Origin of the sequence: Halomonas saccharevitans (genome assembly GCF_032333995.1) — a bacterium.
Taxonomy (GTDB): Bacteria; Pseudomonadota; Gammaproteobacteria; order Pseudomonadales; family Halomonadaceae; genus Halomonas; species Halomonas saccharevitans.
Map to the genome: position 1 here is coordinate 12,921 of NZ_JAVXUR010000005.1, position 16,947 is coordinate 29,867.

Sequence of the window (16,947 nt, forward strand, 5' to 3'; positions counted from 1 at the left end):
ATGCGCCGATGAAAGCCACCCTGCGCCAGCGCCTCGATGCCTTCATCGAGCGCTTCGAGGAGCTTGCCGCCCTGCTGGCCGAGCCCGAGGTGATCAGCGACCAGACCCGCTTTCGCGACTACTCGCGGGAATATGCCGAGCTCGAGCCCCTGGTCGAGGCCTGGGGCGAGTACCTCGCCGTGGAGGCCGACATCGCCTCCGCCGAGCAGCTGCTGGGCGATGCCGACGCCGAGATGCGCGAGCTGGCCGAGCTCGAGCGCGACGAGGGCCGCGAGCGGCTCGAGGCCCTCGAGGTGCGGCTCAAGCAGCTGCTGGTGCCCAAGGACCCCGATGATCGCCGCAACGTCTTCCTCGAGATCCGCGCCGGCACCGGCGGCGACGAGGCGGCGCTGTTTGCCGGTGATCTGTTCCGCATGTACTCCCGCTACGCCGAGCAGCACGGCTGGAAGGTCGAGGTGGTCAGCGCCAGCCACGGCGACATGGGCGGCTACAAGGAGATCATCTCACGGGTCAAGGGCGAGGGGGTCTATGCGCGCCTCAAGTTCGAGTCCGGCGCCCACCGGGTGCAGCGTGTGCCGGCCACCGAGTCCCAAGGCCGGATCCACACCTCGGCCTGCACCGTGGCGGTGATGCCCGAGGCCGACGAGGTCGGCGACATCGACATCGACCCGAGCGACCTGCGGGTCGATACCTTCCGCTCCAGCGGTGCCGGCGGCCAGCACGTCAACACCACCGACTCCGCCATCCGCATCACCCACCTGCCCAGCGGCGTGGTGGTCGAGTGTCAGGAGGAGCGCAGTCAGCACAAGAATCGCGCCAAGGCGATGTCGCTGCTCGCCGCCCGGCTCAAGCAGTCGGCCGTGGCCAGCCAGCGCCAGCAGCAGGCCGATGCCCGGCGCTCCCTGGTCGGCTCCGGGGATCGCAGCGAGCGCATCCGCACCTACAACTTCCCCCAGGGGCGGATCACCGATCACCGCATCAACCTGACGCTCTACAAGCTGGGCGAGGTGGTCAGCGGCGAGCGGCTCGACGACGTGGTCGAGCCGCTGATCCACGAGTATCAGGCCGAGCAGCTGGCGGCCCTGCAGCAGGACGCCGGATGATCCTCGATCACCTGCTGGCCCGCGCCGCTTCTCGGCTCGCGGCCGCCGGGTCGCCGAGCCCGCGCCTCGATGCCGAGGTGCTGCTCTGCCACGCGCTGGGGGTGGATCGCACCTGGCTCTATACCTGGGGCGATCGCCAGGCGCCGACCATCGAGCGGGCTCGCTTCGAGGCGCTGGTGGCGGCCCGCGCCCAGGGCCGCCCGATTGCCTATCTGACCGGCGAGCGGGAGTTCTGGGGCCTCGCGCTTGCCACCTCGCCGCATACGCTGATCCCCCGGCCGGACACCGAGTGCCTGGTGGAGGCGGCCCTGGCCCGTGCCGCGGCCCCCGAGGGTCGCCTTTTGGATCTGGGCACCGGCACCGGGGCCATCGCCCTGGCCTTTGCCAGCGAGCGGCCCGGCTGGTCGGTGCTCGGGGTGGATATCCGCCCCGAGGCCGTGGGCCTGGCCGTGCACAACGCCACGCGACTCGGCATCGCCAACGCCGCCTTTCGCGAGAGCGACTGGTTTGCCGCGCTGACCGATGACGAGTGCTTCGATCTGATCGTCTCCAACCCGCCCTACATCGCCGCGGATGACCCGCACCTGGCCCAGGGCGACGTGCGCTTCGAGCCGCACAGCGCCCTGGTGGCGGCCGAGGGGGGCCTCTTTGACCTGCGCCACCTGGTGCGCGAGGCCGGCCGGCACCTGCTCCCCGGGGGCTGGCTGATGCTCGAGCACGGCTTTGAGCAGGCCGAGGCGGTGCGCGCGGTGCTCGAGGCCGCGGGCTACGTCGAGGTGGCGAGCCGCGTCGATCTGGGCGGTCATGCGCGGGTCAGCCTGGGGCGGCGAGTTGACGACGAGACTGGAGCCGAACGGCCGTGATGTGGTACATCTTTCAGCAGAATAAAACGCCACGTCTCGTCGCCTTTGCATGCGTGAAGCCCACCGAGGCCCCCGAGGAGGGGTGTTTTACAGGTGATCGTACTGTCGCGACGGCGTGAAAGCCCCACCCAGATCGGCCTGCCAACGACAATGAAAGCCAAGACCCGCTCGCTCGACCGCATCGACCTCAAGATCCTGCGCTGCCTGCAGGACAATGCCCGCATCTCTTACGTCGACCTGGCCTCTCAGGTCGGGCTTTCGACCACGCCCTGCCTGGAGCGCGTCAAGCGCCTCGAGCGTGCCGGCATCATCCGCGGCTACAAGGCACTGCTCGATCCCCGGGCGCTCAAGGCGAACCTGCTGGTATTCGTCGAGATCAGCCTGGAGACCCAGTCGCCGGCGGTGTTCGACGAATTTCGCCGCGCCGTGGCCAAGCTGCCGCAGATCCAGGAGTGCCACCTGGTCTCGGGGCAGTTCGACTACATCCTCAAGTGCCGCATTCCGGAGATGTCGGCCTATCGCCAGCTGCTTGGCGACGTGGTGCTGACGCTGCCCGGGGTGAAGGAGTCCAAGAGCTACGTGGTGATGGAGGAGGTCAAGGAGAGCTTCAGCCTCCACGTGCCCGACATCGAGGAGTTCGAGGAAAAGTGAGCCCCGCCATGGATGATCAGTCCCTGCTGCGCTATAGCCGGCAGATCATGCTCGAACAGGTCGACATCGACGGCCAGCAGCGCCTGTTGGCCGGCCACGCCCTGGTGATCGGCGCCGGCGGGCTGGGCTCGCCGGTGGCCCTCTACCTGGCGGCCGCGGGGCTGGGTCGGCTGACCCTGGCCGACGCCGATGCGGTGGAGCTCTCCAACCTGCAGCGCCAGATCGCCCACGCCACCGCGGACATCGGACGCAACAAGGCCGAGTCGGCCCGCGAGGCGGCGCTCGCCCTCAATCCCGGCTGCGTGATCCAGGCGATCGACGACCATCTCGATGGCGAGGCCCTGGCGCGGGCGGCCGCCGAGGCGGACGTGGTGCTCGACTGCACCGACCGATTCTCCAGCCGCTATGCCATCAACGCCGCCTGCCGGGCGGCCGGCGTGCCGCTGGTGTCGGGCGCGGCGATCCGCTTCTCCGGCCAGCTCGCCGTCTTCGACCCCCGCGACCCGGATGCCCCCTGCTACGCCTGCCTCTACCCGCCGGGGGAGGAGGGCGACGAGGAGCTGCGCTGCGCCGAGAACGGCGTGATCGCCCCGCTGGTGGGACTGATCGGCAGCTTCCAGGCGCTGGAGGCGATCAAGCTCGTCAGCGGCGCCGGCACGCCCCATCGCGGCCTCTCCACCTTCGATGGCCTCACCGGCCAGTGGCGCCACTTCGGGGTGCCGCGCGATCCCGCCTGCCCGGTCTGCCACGCGACCTGACCCGCCTCCACGCTCTGCCGTGCCGCCTGCTGCGCTCGCCTCACGAGCGCAGGGAGCGGGCGCCTCTTCGGTCGTTGATGGCTCCGAGTGATGGTGATTACTTGACGATATCTGGTGGCCGTTTCGTGCGGCGGCTTCGTCCGCGCCTGCTCGTATCTGTAGATTTTAATGCTTAAAAACAATGTCTTAGTGGTTTTATTGGAACTGACTTGTTGGCGGTTCGTTGAATGCATCATTTCTTCAGGTGTCAAATACTTGACAGCTATTGTGGTGCTGGTGCCACACTGAGCCTGCCGGAGCGAGCCCTTCATCGATCGCTTCGACCAACAACAATCAGCGCACTGCGCACAACAGACAGGTTCTCGTATGACGATCCCGCCTCGGCCGGAGCATCCGGCGTCCTGGTATCGCGCGTCCATCGCCGTCGAGCTCGGCGACTGTCCCCCGCTCGAAGGAGAGCAACGCGCGGATGTCTGCGTGATCGGCGGCGGCATCACCGGCTGTTCGGCGGCCCTGCACCTGGCCGAGCGCGGCTATTCGGTGGTGCTGCTCGAGGCCGGGGAGATCGCCCATGGGGCTTCGGGGCGCAGCGGCGGGCAGATCCTGCCGGGCCTGGGCACCGACATCGCCACCGTGGAAAAGGCGCTGGGCCGCGAGCGTGCCCGGGAGATCTGGGAGATGAGTCGCGAGGCGGTGCGCCTGACGGCCGCGCTGATCGAGCGTCACGATATCCCCTGCGAACTCTCCTGGGGTTACCTGCATGCCGCGGTAAAGCCGCGTCACGTCCGCGAGCTCGAGGCGTTTCGCGAGCGCATGGCCCGCGACTACGACTATTCGGCCCTCACCCTGCTCGAGGGCGATGCCCTGCGCGAGCACGTGGTGAGCGATGCTTATCCGGCGGCCCTCTTCGACGCTGAGGGCGGTCACCTTCACCCGCTCAACTACACTCTGGGCCTGGCCCGGGCGGCGCGCCGCGCCGGCGTGGCCATCCATGAGCACAGCGCTGCCGTCGAGATCCGCCACGGCGACCCCGCCACCGTGGTCACCGCCCGGGGGCGGGTGGCCGCTGACTTCGTGGTGCTCGGCACCAACGCCTACCAGGCGGGCCTGGTGCCTGAGCTCTCCGGACGCATCATGCGCGCCGCCAACTACATGATCGCCACCGCGCCGCTCAGCGAGGCCCAGGTGGCCCAGGTACTGCCGAAAAACGACGCCCTGTCGGACGCCAACTTCGTGCTCGATTACTACCGCCTCTCCGCCGATCGCCGCCTGATCTTCGGCGGCGAGGTCAGCTACGACGGCCGGGAGCCACGCAACCTCACGACCCGCATGGACGACAAGATCGCGCGCATCTTCCCGGTGCTCGAAGGCGTGCCCATCGAGTATCGCTGGGGCGGTGACGTGGCGATCACCCTGGATCGTGCGCCGGACTTCGGCCGGCTGGGCCGCAACGTCTACTACGCCCAGGGCTACTCCGGCCACGGCATGGCGCTGGCGGGGCTCGCCGGCCAGCTGCTGACCGAGGCCATCGCCGGGCAGGGCGAGCGCTTCGACGCCTTTGCGGCCATGCCCCATCGCCGCTTTCCCGGCGGCCGCCTGCTTCGCAAGCCGCTGCTGGTGCTGGCCACGCATTACTATCAACTGCGGGACCGGCTGTAACCGGGCCATCGAGAACCGAGAGGGCACCCCATGAATGAGACCATCACGGCGGACGCCGCCGCGGCCCGTCCCCGCGCGGACGGGGCGGAGCAGGGCGCGACGTCGCGTCAGGCATCGGCCATCGAGATGCAGGGCCTGCACAAGCGCTTTGGGCGCGATACCGTGGCGCTGGATGGCGTCGATCTGACCATCGAGGCCGGTGAGTTCTTTACCCTGCTTGGCCCCTCGGGCTGTGGCAAGACCACGCTACTGCGCATCCTCGCCGGCCTCGAGGATGCCGACGACGGTCGCCTGGCCATCGGCGGCCGCGACATCACCGAGGTGCCGCCCCACCGGCGCAGCGTGAATACGGTCTTCCAGTCCTACGCGCTCTTCCCGCACCTCTCGGTGCGCGAGAACCTGGCCTTCGGCCTGAAGATGCGCGGCATGTCCGCCGCGGGGCGCCACGCCAAGGTCGACGAGATCGCCGACTTCATCAAGCTCGGTGACCTCGTCGACCGGCGGGTGGACCAGCTCTCCGGCGGCCAGCGCCAGCGCATCGCCCTGGCCCGCGCCCTGGTCTGCGAGCCCGACGTTCTGCTGCTCGATGAACCGCTCTCGGCGCTCGACGCGGGGCTCAGGAGCCAGCTACAGGTCGAGCTGCTGCGGGTCCAGAAGCGCCTCGGCATGACCTTCGTCTTCGTCACCCACGACCAGCAGGAGGCGATGGTGATGTCGGATCGCATCGCCGTGCTCAACGGCGGGGTGATCCAGCAGGTCGGGCCGCCCCGCGAGGTCTACGAGCGACCGATCAATGCCTTCGTGGCGCGCTTCATGGGCCATGACAACCTCTATTCGGTCACTGGCCGGCAGGGCAGCCGGCTTGCCACGGCGCTGGGGGAGCTCATCATCGCCGAGGCGGGGGAGGGCGAGCTGCTGCTGATCCGCCCCGAGACCCTGGACCTGCTGCCCGGCGAGGTGGCAGGCAACAACCACCTGCCGGCCGTGGTCGCCGAACGGCTCTACCGCGGCAGCCATGCCGAGTACCGCCTGGAGGTCGGCGACACCACCCTGCAGGCGACCCTCAACAATCGCGGGCGGCACCTGCCCGAGGTGGGCGATCGGGTCACCGTCACGGTGGCGCCGCACGACCTGGTCACCCTGAGCGAATGAGGAGACGAGCATGGCCTACAACGGTGTGATGCCGTCCGCCCGCAGCCGCGCCATGGTCCGCGAGGCGCGCCACCTGCTGTTCACGGTGGCCCCCGGGGCGATCTGGATCGTGATCTTTCTGGTGCTGCCCGGCGCCTACCTGATGGGCGTGGCCTTCATGACCAACGGTCCCTACGGGCTGCCGGAGATGCCGCTCTCGCTTGCGTCGTTCGAGCGCCTGGCGGGCTTCGGTTTCCTTGGCTGGAGCCCCGGCAACCTCTACACCCTGCTGCGCTCGCTGTGGCAGACGGCCGTCTCCACGGGCCTCGTGGTGCTGGTGGCCTATCCGATCGCTTACTACATCACCACCTGCCGCGAGAAGTGGCGGCCGATCATGCTGCTGCTGGTGGTGGTGCCGAGCTGGACCAACCAGGTGATCCGCACCTTCGGCTGGATGAACCTGCTGGCCCCCGGCACGCCGCTCTCCGGCCTGGCCGAGGGGCTGGGCCTGATCGCGCCCAACATGGGGCTCTATCCCTCGAACTTCGCGGTTACCCTGGGCCTGGTCTACAACTTCCTGCCCTTCATGGTGCTGCCGCTCTACGCCGCCTTCGAGAAACTCGATACCGCCCAGGTCGAGGCCGCTCAGGACCTCTTCGCCTCGCCGGTGCGCGCCTTCTGGCACGCGGTCTTCCCCCAGACCCTGCCGGGGCTGCTGGCCGGCATCGTGCTGGTGGCGATTCCCGCCTTCGGCATGTACGTGATCCCTGAGCTGCTGGGCGGGGGCAAGGGCATGATGCTCGGTAACCTGGTGGCCACACAGTTCTCGGGCGGCGCCAACTGGCCGCTCGGCGCGGCCGGCGCGATCCTGATGCTGATCGCCACCTTCATCGGGCTGTTCGCCATGCGTCGCATCGGCAAGCGCCTGGGTGGCGGCGAGGAGGTGGTGATATGAGAAAGCGCACGCTCAAGCGCGGCCTGACCGCCTTCTGGTGGGCCACCCTGGCGTTTCTCTACCTGCCGCTGGCGGTGGTGGTGCTGTTCTCCTTCAATGCCGCCAACAGTGCCGCCAGCTTCACCGGCGTCTCGCTGCGCTGGTACTACCAGCTGATGGGCAACGAGGCGATCCTTTCGGCCTTCGCCAACAGCCTTGTGCTGGCGATCACCTCCTCGGTGATTGCCCTCGTCATCGGCTGTCTGATCGGCTACGGCATGTATCGCCATCGCCACCGCAAGCTCGGCTGGCTGATCGTGCTGATCTACCTGCCCATCGTGTTGCCGGATATTGTCTTCGGCATCTCGGAGATGGCCTTCTTCGTGCAGATCCACCGCCTGACCGGGCTGCTGCAGCCGGGACTCGGGACCATGATCATCGCCCACGTGACCTTCCAGATTCCGTTCGTGGCGTTGATCATCTATTCGCGCTTCGTGGGGCTAGACCCGACGCTGTTCGAGGCCGCCAAGGATCTCTACGCCTCGCCGTTCAAACGGGTCGTCCACTTCATGCTGCCGACCATCAAGCCCGCGTTGATCTCGGCCTTCTTCCTCTCCTTTACGCTGTCGGTGGATGACTTCGTGATCAGTTTCTTCACCGCCGGTCCCGAGAGCGCGACCCTGCCGATCTACATCTGGGGCGCCATCAAGAAGGGGGTATCCCCCGAGATCAACGCCATCGCCACGCTGATGATCGGCGCGGTGGCCATTGCCGCCATCATGAGCCTGCTGTTCAGCCGTCGCCGGCACGTCTGAGCCGGCGCACCTTCCCGCGGGAAACGAGGAGAGTCGACATGCCCAACAACAAGAAGATCCTGGCCCTGTCCCTGGGCGGCCTGCTGCTCGCCGGCAGCGTCCAGGCCCAGGAGAACAAGCTCTATCTGTTCAACTGGACCGAGTACATGGACCCCGAGATCATCGAGGCCTTCGAGGCGCGTTACGACGTCGAGGTGGTGCAGAACTACTTCAACTCATTGCCCGAGATGTTCGCCAAGCTCAATGCCGGCGGGGTCTCCCAGTACGACATCATCGTGCCCTCCAACTACTTCGTGCCGCGGCTGATTCAGACCGGCCTGGTGCAGAAACTCGACAAGTCGAAGCTCGAGAATCTCGACAATATCATGGCGCAGTTCCAGGACCCGGCCTTTGATCCCGGCGCCGAGTACACCGTGCCTTACCAGTGGGGGACGACCGGGATCGTCTACAACACCGAGACCTTCCCGGAGGCACCCAAGAGCTGGTCGCTGATGTTCGATCCGAAGGCCAATCCCGAGCACCCGTTCGCGCTGATGGGCGACGGTCAGGTCAGCATGGGCGGCGCCTGCGCCTATCTCGGCCACGGCTACGACTGCACCGACATGAACGCCTGGAAAGAGGCCGCGCGGCTGCTCATCGAGACCAAGGGACGCGAGACCTTCAGCGGCTTCACCGACGGCACCCCCGCCCTGCAGCAGCTGGCCCGAGGCGTGACCCACGTGGGGCTCTCCTACAACGGCGACTACCTGTTCTTCAAGGAGGAGGACCCCGACTCCTTCGCTACCCTCGACTTCATGATTCCCGACGAGGGCGCCGAGATGTGGGTGGACTCGATGCTGATTCCCTCCGAGGCGCCCAACCCGGACATGGCGCACAAGTTCATCGACTTCATCCTCGAGGCCGAGGTCGGCGCCCAGCTCTCCAACTACAACTACTACGCCAGCCCCAATGCCGCCGCCACGCCGTATCTCGACGAGGTGCTGACCAAGCCCCCCGTCCAGCCGAGCGAGGCCGACATGGAGGGACTGCGCTTCACCCCGAGCCTGGAAGGCGATGCTCTGCAGACCTTCCAGCAGCTGTGGTCCGAGGTCCAGTCCCGCTGAGCGAAGAGTCCCCGGCATCGGGCCGGGGGCTCGCCATTGCGAGCAAGGAATATCCCATGAGTAACCGACAGGAGCAGCCGCTCCTCAACGACTGGTTCGAGAAGCACGGCATCACCGAGGTCGAATGCCTGGTCTCCGACCTGACCGGCATCCTCAAGGGCAAGATCATGCCCGCCGGCAAGTACCTCAAGGGCGGTCGCCCGCGGCTGCCCGACTCGATCTTCATCCAGACGGTCACCGGCGGCTATCCCGATGACGAGGACATCCGCTTCTGGAATCCCGCCGAGCGTGACATGGAGCTGGTGCCCGACCCGAGCGCCATCTATCCGGTGCCCTGGGCCGAGGATCCGACCGTGCAGATCATCCACGACTGCTTCTACCTGACCGGTGAGCCGGTGGAGCTGGCGCCGCGCTACGTGCTCAAGCGCGTGCTGGACCTCTATGCGGCTCGCGGCTGGAGGCCGGTGGTGGCGCCGGAGGTGGAGTTCTACCTGGTCAAGACCAACACCGATTCCGACTATCCGCTGGAGCCGCCGGTCGGGCGTTCCGGGCGCCAGGAGAGCAGCCGTCAGTCGTTCTCCATCGACGCGGTCAACGAGTTCGACCCGCTGTTCGAGGAGATGTACGACTACTGCGACGCCATGAACCTGGACCTGGATACCCTGATTCACGAGGAGGGCGCCGGCCAGATGGAGGTCAACTTCCAGCACGGCGATCCGCTCGCCCTGGCCGACCAGGTGGTGATGTTCAAGCGCACCCTGCGCGAGACGGCGCTGCGCCACGGCATGTACGCCACCTTCATGGCCAAGCCCATGGCGGGCGAGCCGGGCAGCTCGATGCACATCCATCAGAGCCTGCTCGACAGCAAGGAGGGGCATAACGTCTTCGCCGACGAGGACGGCCAGCCCAGCCGCCTCTTCCACGCCTTCATCGGTGGTCAGCAGCGCTACCTGCCCTCGGTGATGCCGCTGCTGGCGCCCAACGTCAACTCCTATCGGCGGCTGATGCGCACCGAGACCAGCGGCTCGGCGCCGATCAACGTCGAGTGGGGCATGGACAACCGCACCGTGGGGCTGCGCGTGCCGGTCTCCACCCCCGAGGCGACCCGGGTGGAAAATCGCCTGGCGGGGGCCGACGCCAATCCCTATCTGGTGATGGCGGCCTCGCTGGCCTGCGGCTACCTGGGCATGCTGGGCCGGCTCGAGCCCCGGCCGCCGATGGTCGGCTCCGCCTGGTCCGGCGGCAACAAGCTGCCCGACGACATCGGCCCGGCGCTGGACATGCTCCACGACTGCCAGCCGCTGGCCGACATCCTCGGCGAACGGTTCGTCAACAGCTACCTGGCGGTCAAGCGCGCCGAGCACCGCGCCTACTTCCAGGTCATCAGCTCCTGGGAGCGCGAGCACCTGCTGCTGCGCGTCTAGGCGAGAGAGCGATCCGAGCATGCTTGATCGGGTACTCGAGAACGAGTGCCCTCCGGGCCGAAAGGGCGTGCCGCCTGGTGCGCCAAGACCATCAGGGAGAGTGATGATGCTGAAACCGAGATACGCCGCGGCGCTGGCCGGCCTGGGGCTGCTGACGCTTGGCGCCGCCGCGGCGGCCGACGACGGCAAGCTCAGGCTATTCAACTGGTCCAGCTATATGGATCCGCAGATCATCGAGGCCTTCGAGGCGGAGACGGGGCTCGAGGTGGTGCAGAACTACTACAACGCCAATGCCGAACTCTTCGCCAAGCTGACCGCGGGGGGAGATGCTCAGTACGACTTGATCGTGCCCTCCGACTATTTCGTCCCGCGCCTGATCGATGCCGGCCTTATCCAGCCGCTGACCGCGCCGGGCGAGACCCTCGCGGGCCACGATCATATCCTCGAGGAGTTTCGCACGCCGAGCTTCGATCCCGGCGGTGACTACACCGTGCCCTACCTGTGGGGCGCGACCGGCATCGTCTATGACACCGACACCTGGGCGAACCCTGACCCCAGCTGGGGCCTGCTCTATGATCCCGAGGTCAACGCCGACTACCCCTTCGCGCTGCTCAAGGGCGATGCCCAGTTCACCTTCGGCACCGCCTGTGCCTTCCAGGGCGCCGGCTTTGACTGCGTGGGCCAGGCGCCCTGGGTCGAGGCGGCGCGGCTGGTCATCGAGACCCGGGGTCGCGACAACTTCGTCGGCTTCGTCGGCGCCACGGCGGCCATCGAGCAGGTCGCCAGCGGCGTGATCCGGGCCGGCATCGCCTACAACGGCGATCTGGCCGCCAAGCGCGCCGAGGATCCGGCGACCTACGGCTCGCTGGGCTTTTTCATCCCCGAGGAGGGCTCCCAGCGCTGGGTCGACGTGCTGGCGATCCCGGCGCGCGCCCCCAACCCCGAGGCCGCTCGTGCCTTCATCGAGTACCTGTTGCGCCCGGAGGTCGCCGCGCAGCTGGCCAATTATAATTTCTACACCACGCCCAACGAGGCCGCCCTGCCGATGGTGGACGAGGCGCTGCGCCAGCCGCCGGTGATGCCCGATGAGGCCGATCGTGCACGGCTGCACTTCACCCCCTCGGTAAGCGGCGATCAGCTGCAGCTGCTCCAGGAGCTGTGGAGCGAGGCGCGCAGTCGCTGAGTCCTGCATGGTTTTTCGATAACGTCGGGGCTTTCCCCGGCGCTCTTGCGTGTTGATTATTTAATACCACAATAATTGCCTTCGCGGCGTTCGTGCTCGTATCATGGAAAAAAATAGTTGAATAAAACATCCATCCTGGAGGCCTTCATGAGCGACTCTCCCACCACTGAGCACGTGGCATCCTGGTACGCCGCCTCGGCCAATCCCGCCCCGGCGCGCCCGGCCCTCGAAGGCGAGATCGCGTGCGACGTGTGCGTGGTGGGCGCCGGCTTCACCGGCATCTCCGCGGCCCTGCACCTGGCCGAGCAGGGCCATCGGGTGGTGGTGCTGGAGGCGGCCCGAGTCGGCTTCGGCGCCTCCGGGCGCAACGGCGGCCAGATCGTCAACAGCTACAGTCGCGACATGGACGTGATCGAGGCGAGGTATGGCGAGCAGACCGCTCTGGCGCTGGGCGACATGGCCTTCGAGGGCAACCGCATCATTCGCGAGCGCATCGCGCGCTACGGCATCGACTGTGACCTGCGCGACGGTAACCTCTTCGCCGCCTGCAACGACAAGCAGTTCAAGGGGCTTGTCGAGCACAAGGCGCTCTGGGAGCGCTATGGCCACCGTGAGCTCGAACTGCTGGACGGCGAGGCGGTCAAGCGCGAGGTGACCTCCGAGCGCTACGTGGGCGCGCTGGTCGATCACTCCGGCGGCCACCTGCATCCGCTCAACCTGGTGCTGGGCCAGGCCGCCGCGGTGGAGTCTCTGGGAGGCGTGATCCATGAGCACACCCCGGTGACGGCCGTCGAGCACGGCCAGCCGGTGCGCCTCTCCACGCCTCGAGGATGCGTGCGTGCCGAGCGGGTGGTGATGGCCGGCAACGCCTACCATCAGGGCATCATGCCGGCGCTGGAGGGCAAGTCGATGCCCTGCGGTACCCAGATCATCGCCACCGAGTCGCTGGGTGAGGAGCGGGCCCGGTCGCTGCTGCCCAACGACCTCGCCGTCGAGGACTGCAACTACCTGCTCGACTACTATCGGCTGACCGCCGACCACCGCCTGATCTACGGCGGCGGCGTCAACTACGGCGGCCAGGACCCGGCCGACATCGAGGCGGTGATTCGTTCCAAGATGGAGAAGACCTTCCCGGGCCTTTCGGACGTGCGGGTCGACTACGCATGGAGCGGCACCTTCCTGATGACGCTCAACCGGCTACCGCAGTTCGGCGTGCTCAACGACAACGTCTACTACGCCCAGGGCTATTCCGGCCACGGCGTGACCTGCACCCACCTGGCCGGGCGCCTGATCGCCGAGGCGATGACCGGTCGCGAGGCACGCTTCGACGCCTTCGCCGACCTGCCGCACCTGCCATTCCCCGGCGGGCGGATGCTGCGGGTGCCGCTCTCCGCCGTCGGCGCCTGGTACTACCAGGTGCGCGATCGCCTGGGCGTCTGATCGAGAGGCAGCGTCGGCGCCGAGCGGCGTCGCTCAGGGGTTGGCGTCGGCGGGGCGGGCGAGGGCGCTCAGCTGAACTTGCGGAAGAAATGGGTCATGTCGAACAGCTCGTCCAGGCGCTCGTAGCGCTCCCGAGCCTCTGGCCAGCGCTGCTCCTGGACGGCGGCGATCATGGTCTCCAGCAGCATCATGGTCGAGACGTTGGAATCCCACCCCGAGGGAATCTCTACCCAGCAGTGGAACGTGAAGTCGGCCAGTGACGCGATCGGCGAGCCCCATTGATCGGTGAACAGCACGATGGTCACCCCGCGCTTGTGCACCATCTCCGCCAGGCGCAGCAGGTTGGTCTCGTAGCGGCGTATATCGAAGATCAGCAGGGTGTCGCCCGGCTGCATGTCGAGCACGTAGTGCGGCCAGGTGCCCGAGGACGAGGTCAGGTGGGTGACGCCGGGGCGCACCGCCTGGAAGTGCGTGAAGGCATAGTCGCCCAGCGCCTGAGTGATGCGCCCGCCGACGATGTAGAGGCGCCGCTCGGCATCGGCCAGCTGGCGCGTCGCCCCATCGAACCTTGCCGTCTCGATATGCGAGAAGGTCAGCTGCAGGTTGGTGGTGACCGCCTGGGCGAAGCGATTCAGCAGGTGGGTCTCCGGCGCCTCGGCCGACCAGTTGTCGCGTCGCTGGGTGGGCCCGACGCCCTTCGCCTCCAGCTCGCCCAGCAGCGCCTTGTGAAACTCCGGATAGCCCTTGAACCCCAGCTTCTTGACCATCCGCGCCACGGTGGGGGAGGAGACCCCCGCGTTGCTTGCCACGATGGTGATCGAGGCCAGCCCTGCCGCGGGATAGTTGTCGAGCAGCGCATCGGCGAATTTTCGCTCCGAGGGCGTCAGCGCCGAGTAGTGCTGGCGGATCAGTGCGCGCACGGTGGCGCTGGAATCGAGGTTCGTCAAGGCGCTTCCTTCCCGGTATGTCCTGCGGTTTCGCCTGCCCCCAGGCGACGATGCGCGTGGCGAAGCAGCGTTGACGCGGGCTCTGAAGAAATATTGACACGCTGACATTCACGCGTCTATATCTTTACAGGAGCGTGGAGGAGCCCAGATGTCAAGCGTAATCGACCAGTCCAACCCAAGCGTCGAGATCCGTCATCGGCACGGCCAAGGCCCCGTGGTGCTGCTGTGCGAGCATGCCTCGCATCACATCCCCGCCTGCTATCAGGGGCTCGGCCTCGCGCCCGCGCATCGGCGCAGTCACGCCGCCTGGGACCCCGGCGCTCGCGGCGTGGCCGTGTCGCTCTGTGAGTGGCTCGATGCCCCGCTGGTGGCGAGCCGGGTCTCGCGGCTGGTCTACGACTGCAACCGGCCTCCAGAGGCGGAAACCGCCATGCCGGCGCGCGTGGAGGTGATCGACGTGCCGGGCAATCGCTGCCTCGATGCGGCCGAGCGCGCCGCTCGGGTCGAGGCCGTCTACCGGCCGTTCTGCGATGCCGTGACGGGCGTGCTGGCCGACCGGCGGGCGCGCGCCATCCCCAGCGTGCTGATCACCCTGCACAGCTTCACGCCGAGCTTTCACGGTGAGCGCCGCGAGGTTGAGATCGGCATCCTCCACGATGCCGATCGACGCCTGGCCGACGCGATGCTGGCCGAGGCGCACCGCCTGTCCCACCGGTGCATTCGGCGCAACGATCCCTACGGTCCCGAGGACGGAGTGACCCATTCTCTCAAGCTTCACGGCATCGGTCAGGGCATCGCGAACGTGATGATCGAAGTGCGCAACGATCTGCTGGCCACCCCCGAGGATCAACAGGCGATCGCCGAGGAGCTGTGTCGGCTGATCCATCCGGCGCTGGCCACTCTCGGTGTCGCGTCAAGCCTAGGGGAGGGCGCGCCCGATGCCTAAGGTCATCCTTCGCTACATCGGCGCCATCGATGCCATGAACCGCGCCATCGGGCGCATGGCGATGTACCTGATCTTCGTGCTGATCGGGGTGCTGCTGTGGTCGTCGGCCTCCAAGGTGTTCATGACCCCCTCGATGTGGACCCTGGAGGTCGCGCAGTTCGTCATGGTGGCCTACTTCGTGCTGGGCGGTCCCTACTCGATCCAGCTGGGTTCCAACGTGCGCATGGACCTCTTCTATGGCGAGTGGAGCCCACGAACCAAGGCCTGGGTCGATGCCATCACGGTGTTCTTCCTGATCTTCTACCTCGGCGTCCTGCTCTACGGTGGGCTGGTGTCGACGGCCTACTCCCTCGGCTACTTCGGCGATGAACCCTTCCGCTTCTTCCTCGACCTCGTCGGCACCTTCGTGACCCAAGGGCCCTCGGCGGCGGGCGAGGAGCTCGGCTTCCTGGAGCGCAGCCCGACGGCCTGGCGGCCGTGGCTGTGGCCGATCAAGACCATTCTGTGCCTCGGGGTATTTCTGATGATCCTTCAAGCCTCTGCCGAGTTCTTCCGGGATATCGGCCGTCTGCGCGGGGTGATCGACTGATGCCCTACGAGATGATCGCCATTGTGATGTTCGGCTCGATGATGCTGATGCTGTTCACCGGCCAGCGCGTGTTCGGCGCGATCGGCTTCGTCGGCGCCCTGGCAGGGGTGCTGCTGTGGGGGACCGGCGGGGTCGATATCCCGTTCTCCTCGGCGATGAAGCTGATGAAATGGTACCCACTGCTGACCCTGCCGATGTTCATTTTCATGGGCTACGTGCTCTCGGAGAGCCGTATCGCCGACGATCTCTACCGGATGTTCCACGTCTGGATGGGGCCGGTGCGGGGTGGTCTCGCCATCGGCACGATCGGGCTGATGGTGCTGATCTCGGCGATGAACGGGCTCTCGGTGGCCGGCATGGCCATCGGCGCCACCATCGCCCTGCCCGAACTGCTGCGGCGCGGCTACGACAAGATCATGGTCACCGGCGTCATCCAGGCGGGGTCGAGCCTGGGCATCCTGGTGCCGCCCTCGGTGGTGCTGGTGCTCTACGCGATGATCGCCCGCCAGCCGGTGGGGCAACTGTGGCTGGCCGGCGTGCTGCCGGGGCTGATGATGGCGACGCTCTTCATCATCTACATCTATGTGCGCTGTCGCCTGCAGCCGTCCCTGGGGCCCGCGCTGCCCATCGAGGAGCGCGATATCTCCTGGGCCGAGAAGCTGCGCCTGCTGCGGGCCGGGCTGCTGCCGCTGGTGATCTTCGCGGTGATGATGGTGCCCTTCGTCAAGGGCTGGACATCGCTGGTCGAGAGTTCCGCCGTCGGGGCGATGACCGCGCTGCTGGCCGCCATCCTCAAGGGGCGCATGACGCGACGGGTGTTCGAGGTCTCGGTGCGCCAGACCCTGGCCATCTCCTGCATGTTCATGTGGATCATCCTGGCGGCGCTGGCCTTCGGCGCCATCTTCGACGGCCTGGGCGCGGTCAAGGCCATTGAGGACCTGTTCACCGATCGCCTGGGGCTCTCGCCCTGGATGATCCTGATCCTGATGCAGCTCAGCTTCATCGTCATGGGCACCTTCCTCGACGACACCGCCATGCTGGTGATCGTGGCGCCGCTCTACGTGCCGCTGGTCGACGCGCTGGGTTTCGACCTGATCTGGTACGGCGTGCTCTACACCATCACTACCCAGATCGCCTACATGACGCCGCCGTTCGGCTACAACCTCTTCCTGATGCGCGCCATGGCGCCGCCCCAGATCGGACTTCGCGATATTTACTTGTCGATTCTGCCCTTCGTGCTGGTGATGACCGTCGCCTTGAGCCTGGTGATGCTCTTTCCGCAGATCGCACTCTGGCTTCCGGGCTACATTTATGGGCACTGATGTGGGAAAGGGGGCCGGGCAGTCGACGGCCGCCGTCGGCGACACCCACGTCAGTCACGACAACAGCCATATCAGCAGC

16 protein-coding genes are annotated in these 16,947 nt (G+C 67.0%); 15 read left to right on the plus strand and 1 reads right to left on the minus strand.

Annotation, left to right across the window (positions count from 1 at the left end; all coding sequences use genetic code 11):
* Positions 1 to 8 precede the first annotated feature (8 nt).
* From prfA to RSO68_RS12700, 12 genes are all read left to right on the plus strand, one after another.
* Positions 9 to 1,103 carry a peptide chain release factor 1 gene (gene prfA, locus RSO68_RS12645; protein ID WP_089845955.1) on the plus strand — a complete coding sequence of 365 codons (1,095 nt, stop codon included), beginning with the start codon at positions 9 to 11 and terminating at the stop codon, positions 1,101 to 1,103.
* Positions 1,100 to 1,966, plus strand: coding sequence for a peptide chain release factor N(5)-glutamine methyltransferase (prmC, locus tag RSO68_RS12650; protein ID WP_315586827.1), 867 nt, complete (start codon positions 1,100 to 1,102; stop codon positions 1,964 to 1,966). Before prfA ends, prmC begins: the two co-directional genes overlap by 4 nt.
* A gap of 150 nt (positions 1,967 to 2,116) precedes the next feature.
* Positions 2,117 to 2,617: an Lrp/AsnC ligand binding domain-containing protein gene (locus RSO68_RS12655; protein WP_089845959.1), complete on the plus strand. Its 501-nt coding sequence runs from the start codon at positions 2,117 to 2,119 to the stop codon at positions 2,615 to 2,617.
* An 8-nt stretch (positions 2,618 to 2,625) separates the two neighbouring features.
* Positions 2,626 to 3,375 (plus strand): HesA/MoeB/ThiF family protein, encoded by a 750-nt coding sequence (locus tag RSO68_RS12660; protein ID WP_315586828.1) that lies wholly within the window; start codon positions 2,626 to 2,628, stop codon positions 3,373 to 3,375.
* A 366-nt stretch (positions 3,376 to 3,741) separates the two neighbouring features.
* On the plus strand, positions 3,742 to 5,034 hold the full coding sequence (locus RSO68_RS12665; protein WP_315586829.1) for an NAD(P)/FAD-dependent oxidoreductase: 1,293 nt from the start codon (positions 3,742 to 3,744) through the stop codon (positions 5,032 to 5,034).
* 30 nt (positions 5,035 to 5,064) lie between these two features.
* Positions 5,065 to 6,186, plus strand: a complete 1,122-nt coding sequence (locus RSO68_RS12670) for an ABC transporter ATP-binding protein (protein ID WP_315586830.1) — start codon at positions 5,065 to 5,067, stop codon at positions 6,184 to 6,186.
* A 10-nt stretch (positions 6,187 to 6,196) separates the two neighbouring features.
* Positions 6,197 to 7,120: an ABC transporter permease gene (locus RSO68_RS12675; protein WP_089845966.1), complete on the plus strand. Its 924-nt coding sequence runs from the start codon at positions 6,197 to 6,199 to the stop codon at positions 7,118 to 7,120.
* Positions 7,117 to 7,914 (plus strand): ABC transporter permease, encoded by a 798-nt coding sequence (locus RSO68_RS12680; RefSeq protein WP_315586831.1) that lies wholly within the window; start codon positions 7,117 to 7,119, stop codon positions 7,912 to 7,914. Before RSO68_RS12675 ends, RSO68_RS12680 begins: the two co-directional genes overlap by 4 nt.
* 38 nt (positions 7,915 to 7,952) lie before the next feature.
* Entirely contained in the window at positions 7,953 to 9,017 is a 1,065-nt protein-coding gene (locus RSO68_RS12685) for an ABC transporter substrate-binding protein (RefSeq protein WP_315586832.1), read from the plus strand.
* A 56-nt stretch (positions 9,018 to 9,073) separates the two neighbouring features.
* Complete coding sequence (locus RSO68_RS12690) at positions 9,074 to 10,441, plus strand: glutamine synthetase family protein (RefSeq protein WP_089845972.1); 1,368 nt, start codon at positions 9,074 to 9,076, stop codon at positions 10,439 to 10,441.
* Positions 10,442 to 10,547: 106 nt separating this feature from the next.
* Positions 10,548 to 11,624 (plus strand): polyamine ABC transporter substrate-binding protein, encoded by a 1,077-nt coding sequence (locus RSO68_RS12695; RefSeq protein ID WP_315586833.1) that lies wholly within the window; start codon positions 10,548 to 10,550, stop codon positions 11,622 to 11,624.
* A gap of 147 nt (positions 11,625 to 11,771) precedes the next feature.
* A complete protein-coding gene (locus RSO68_RS12700) occupies positions 11,772 to 13,064 on the plus strand; it encodes an NAD(P)/FAD-dependent oxidoreductase (RefSeq protein ID WP_315586834.1) in 1,293 nt (430 codons plus the stop codon).
* A gap of 68 nt (positions 13,065 to 13,132) precedes the next feature.
* On the opposite strand, the gene RSO68_RS12705 is transcribed toward RSO68_RS12700, so the two are convergent.
* Complete coding sequence (locus RSO68_RS12705; protein ID WP_315586835.1) at positions 13,133 to 14,011, minus strand: MurR/RpiR family transcriptional regulator; 879 nt, start codon at positions 14,009 to 14,011, stop codon at positions 13,133 to 13,135.
* A gap of 148 nt (positions 14,012 to 14,159) precedes the next feature.
* Here RSO68_RS12705 and RSO68_RS12710 point away from each other — a divergent pair, with 148 nt between their 5' ends.
* The 3 genes from RSO68_RS12710 to RSO68_RS12720 are packed head-to-tail and all read left to right on the plus strand — an operon-like array spanning position 14,160 to position 16,868.
* Positions 14,160 to 14,957, plus strand: coding sequence for an N-formylglutamate amidohydrolase (locus RSO68_RS12710; RefSeq protein WP_315586836.1), 798 nt, complete (start codon positions 14,160 to 14,162; stop codon positions 14,955 to 14,957).
* Positions 14,950 to 15,546: a TRAP transporter small permease subunit gene (locus RSO68_RS12715; RefSeq protein WP_089845981.1), complete on the plus strand. Its 597-nt coding sequence runs from the start codon at positions 14,950 to 14,952 to the stop codon at positions 15,544 to 15,546. The genes RSO68_RS12710 and RSO68_RS12715 overlap by 8 nt, the downstream gene beginning before the upstream one ends.
* The gene (locus RSO68_RS12720; RefSeq protein WP_315586837.1) at positions 15,546 to 16,868 is read left to right on the plus strand and encodes a TRAP transporter large permease; all 1,323 of its coding nucleotides are present in this window, start codon (positions 15,546 to 15,548) and stop codon (positions 16,866 to 16,868) included. Before RSO68_RS12715 ends, RSO68_RS12720 begins: the two co-directional genes overlap by 1 nt.
* The last annotated feature ends 79 nt before the right edge of the window (positions 16,869 to 16,947 follow it).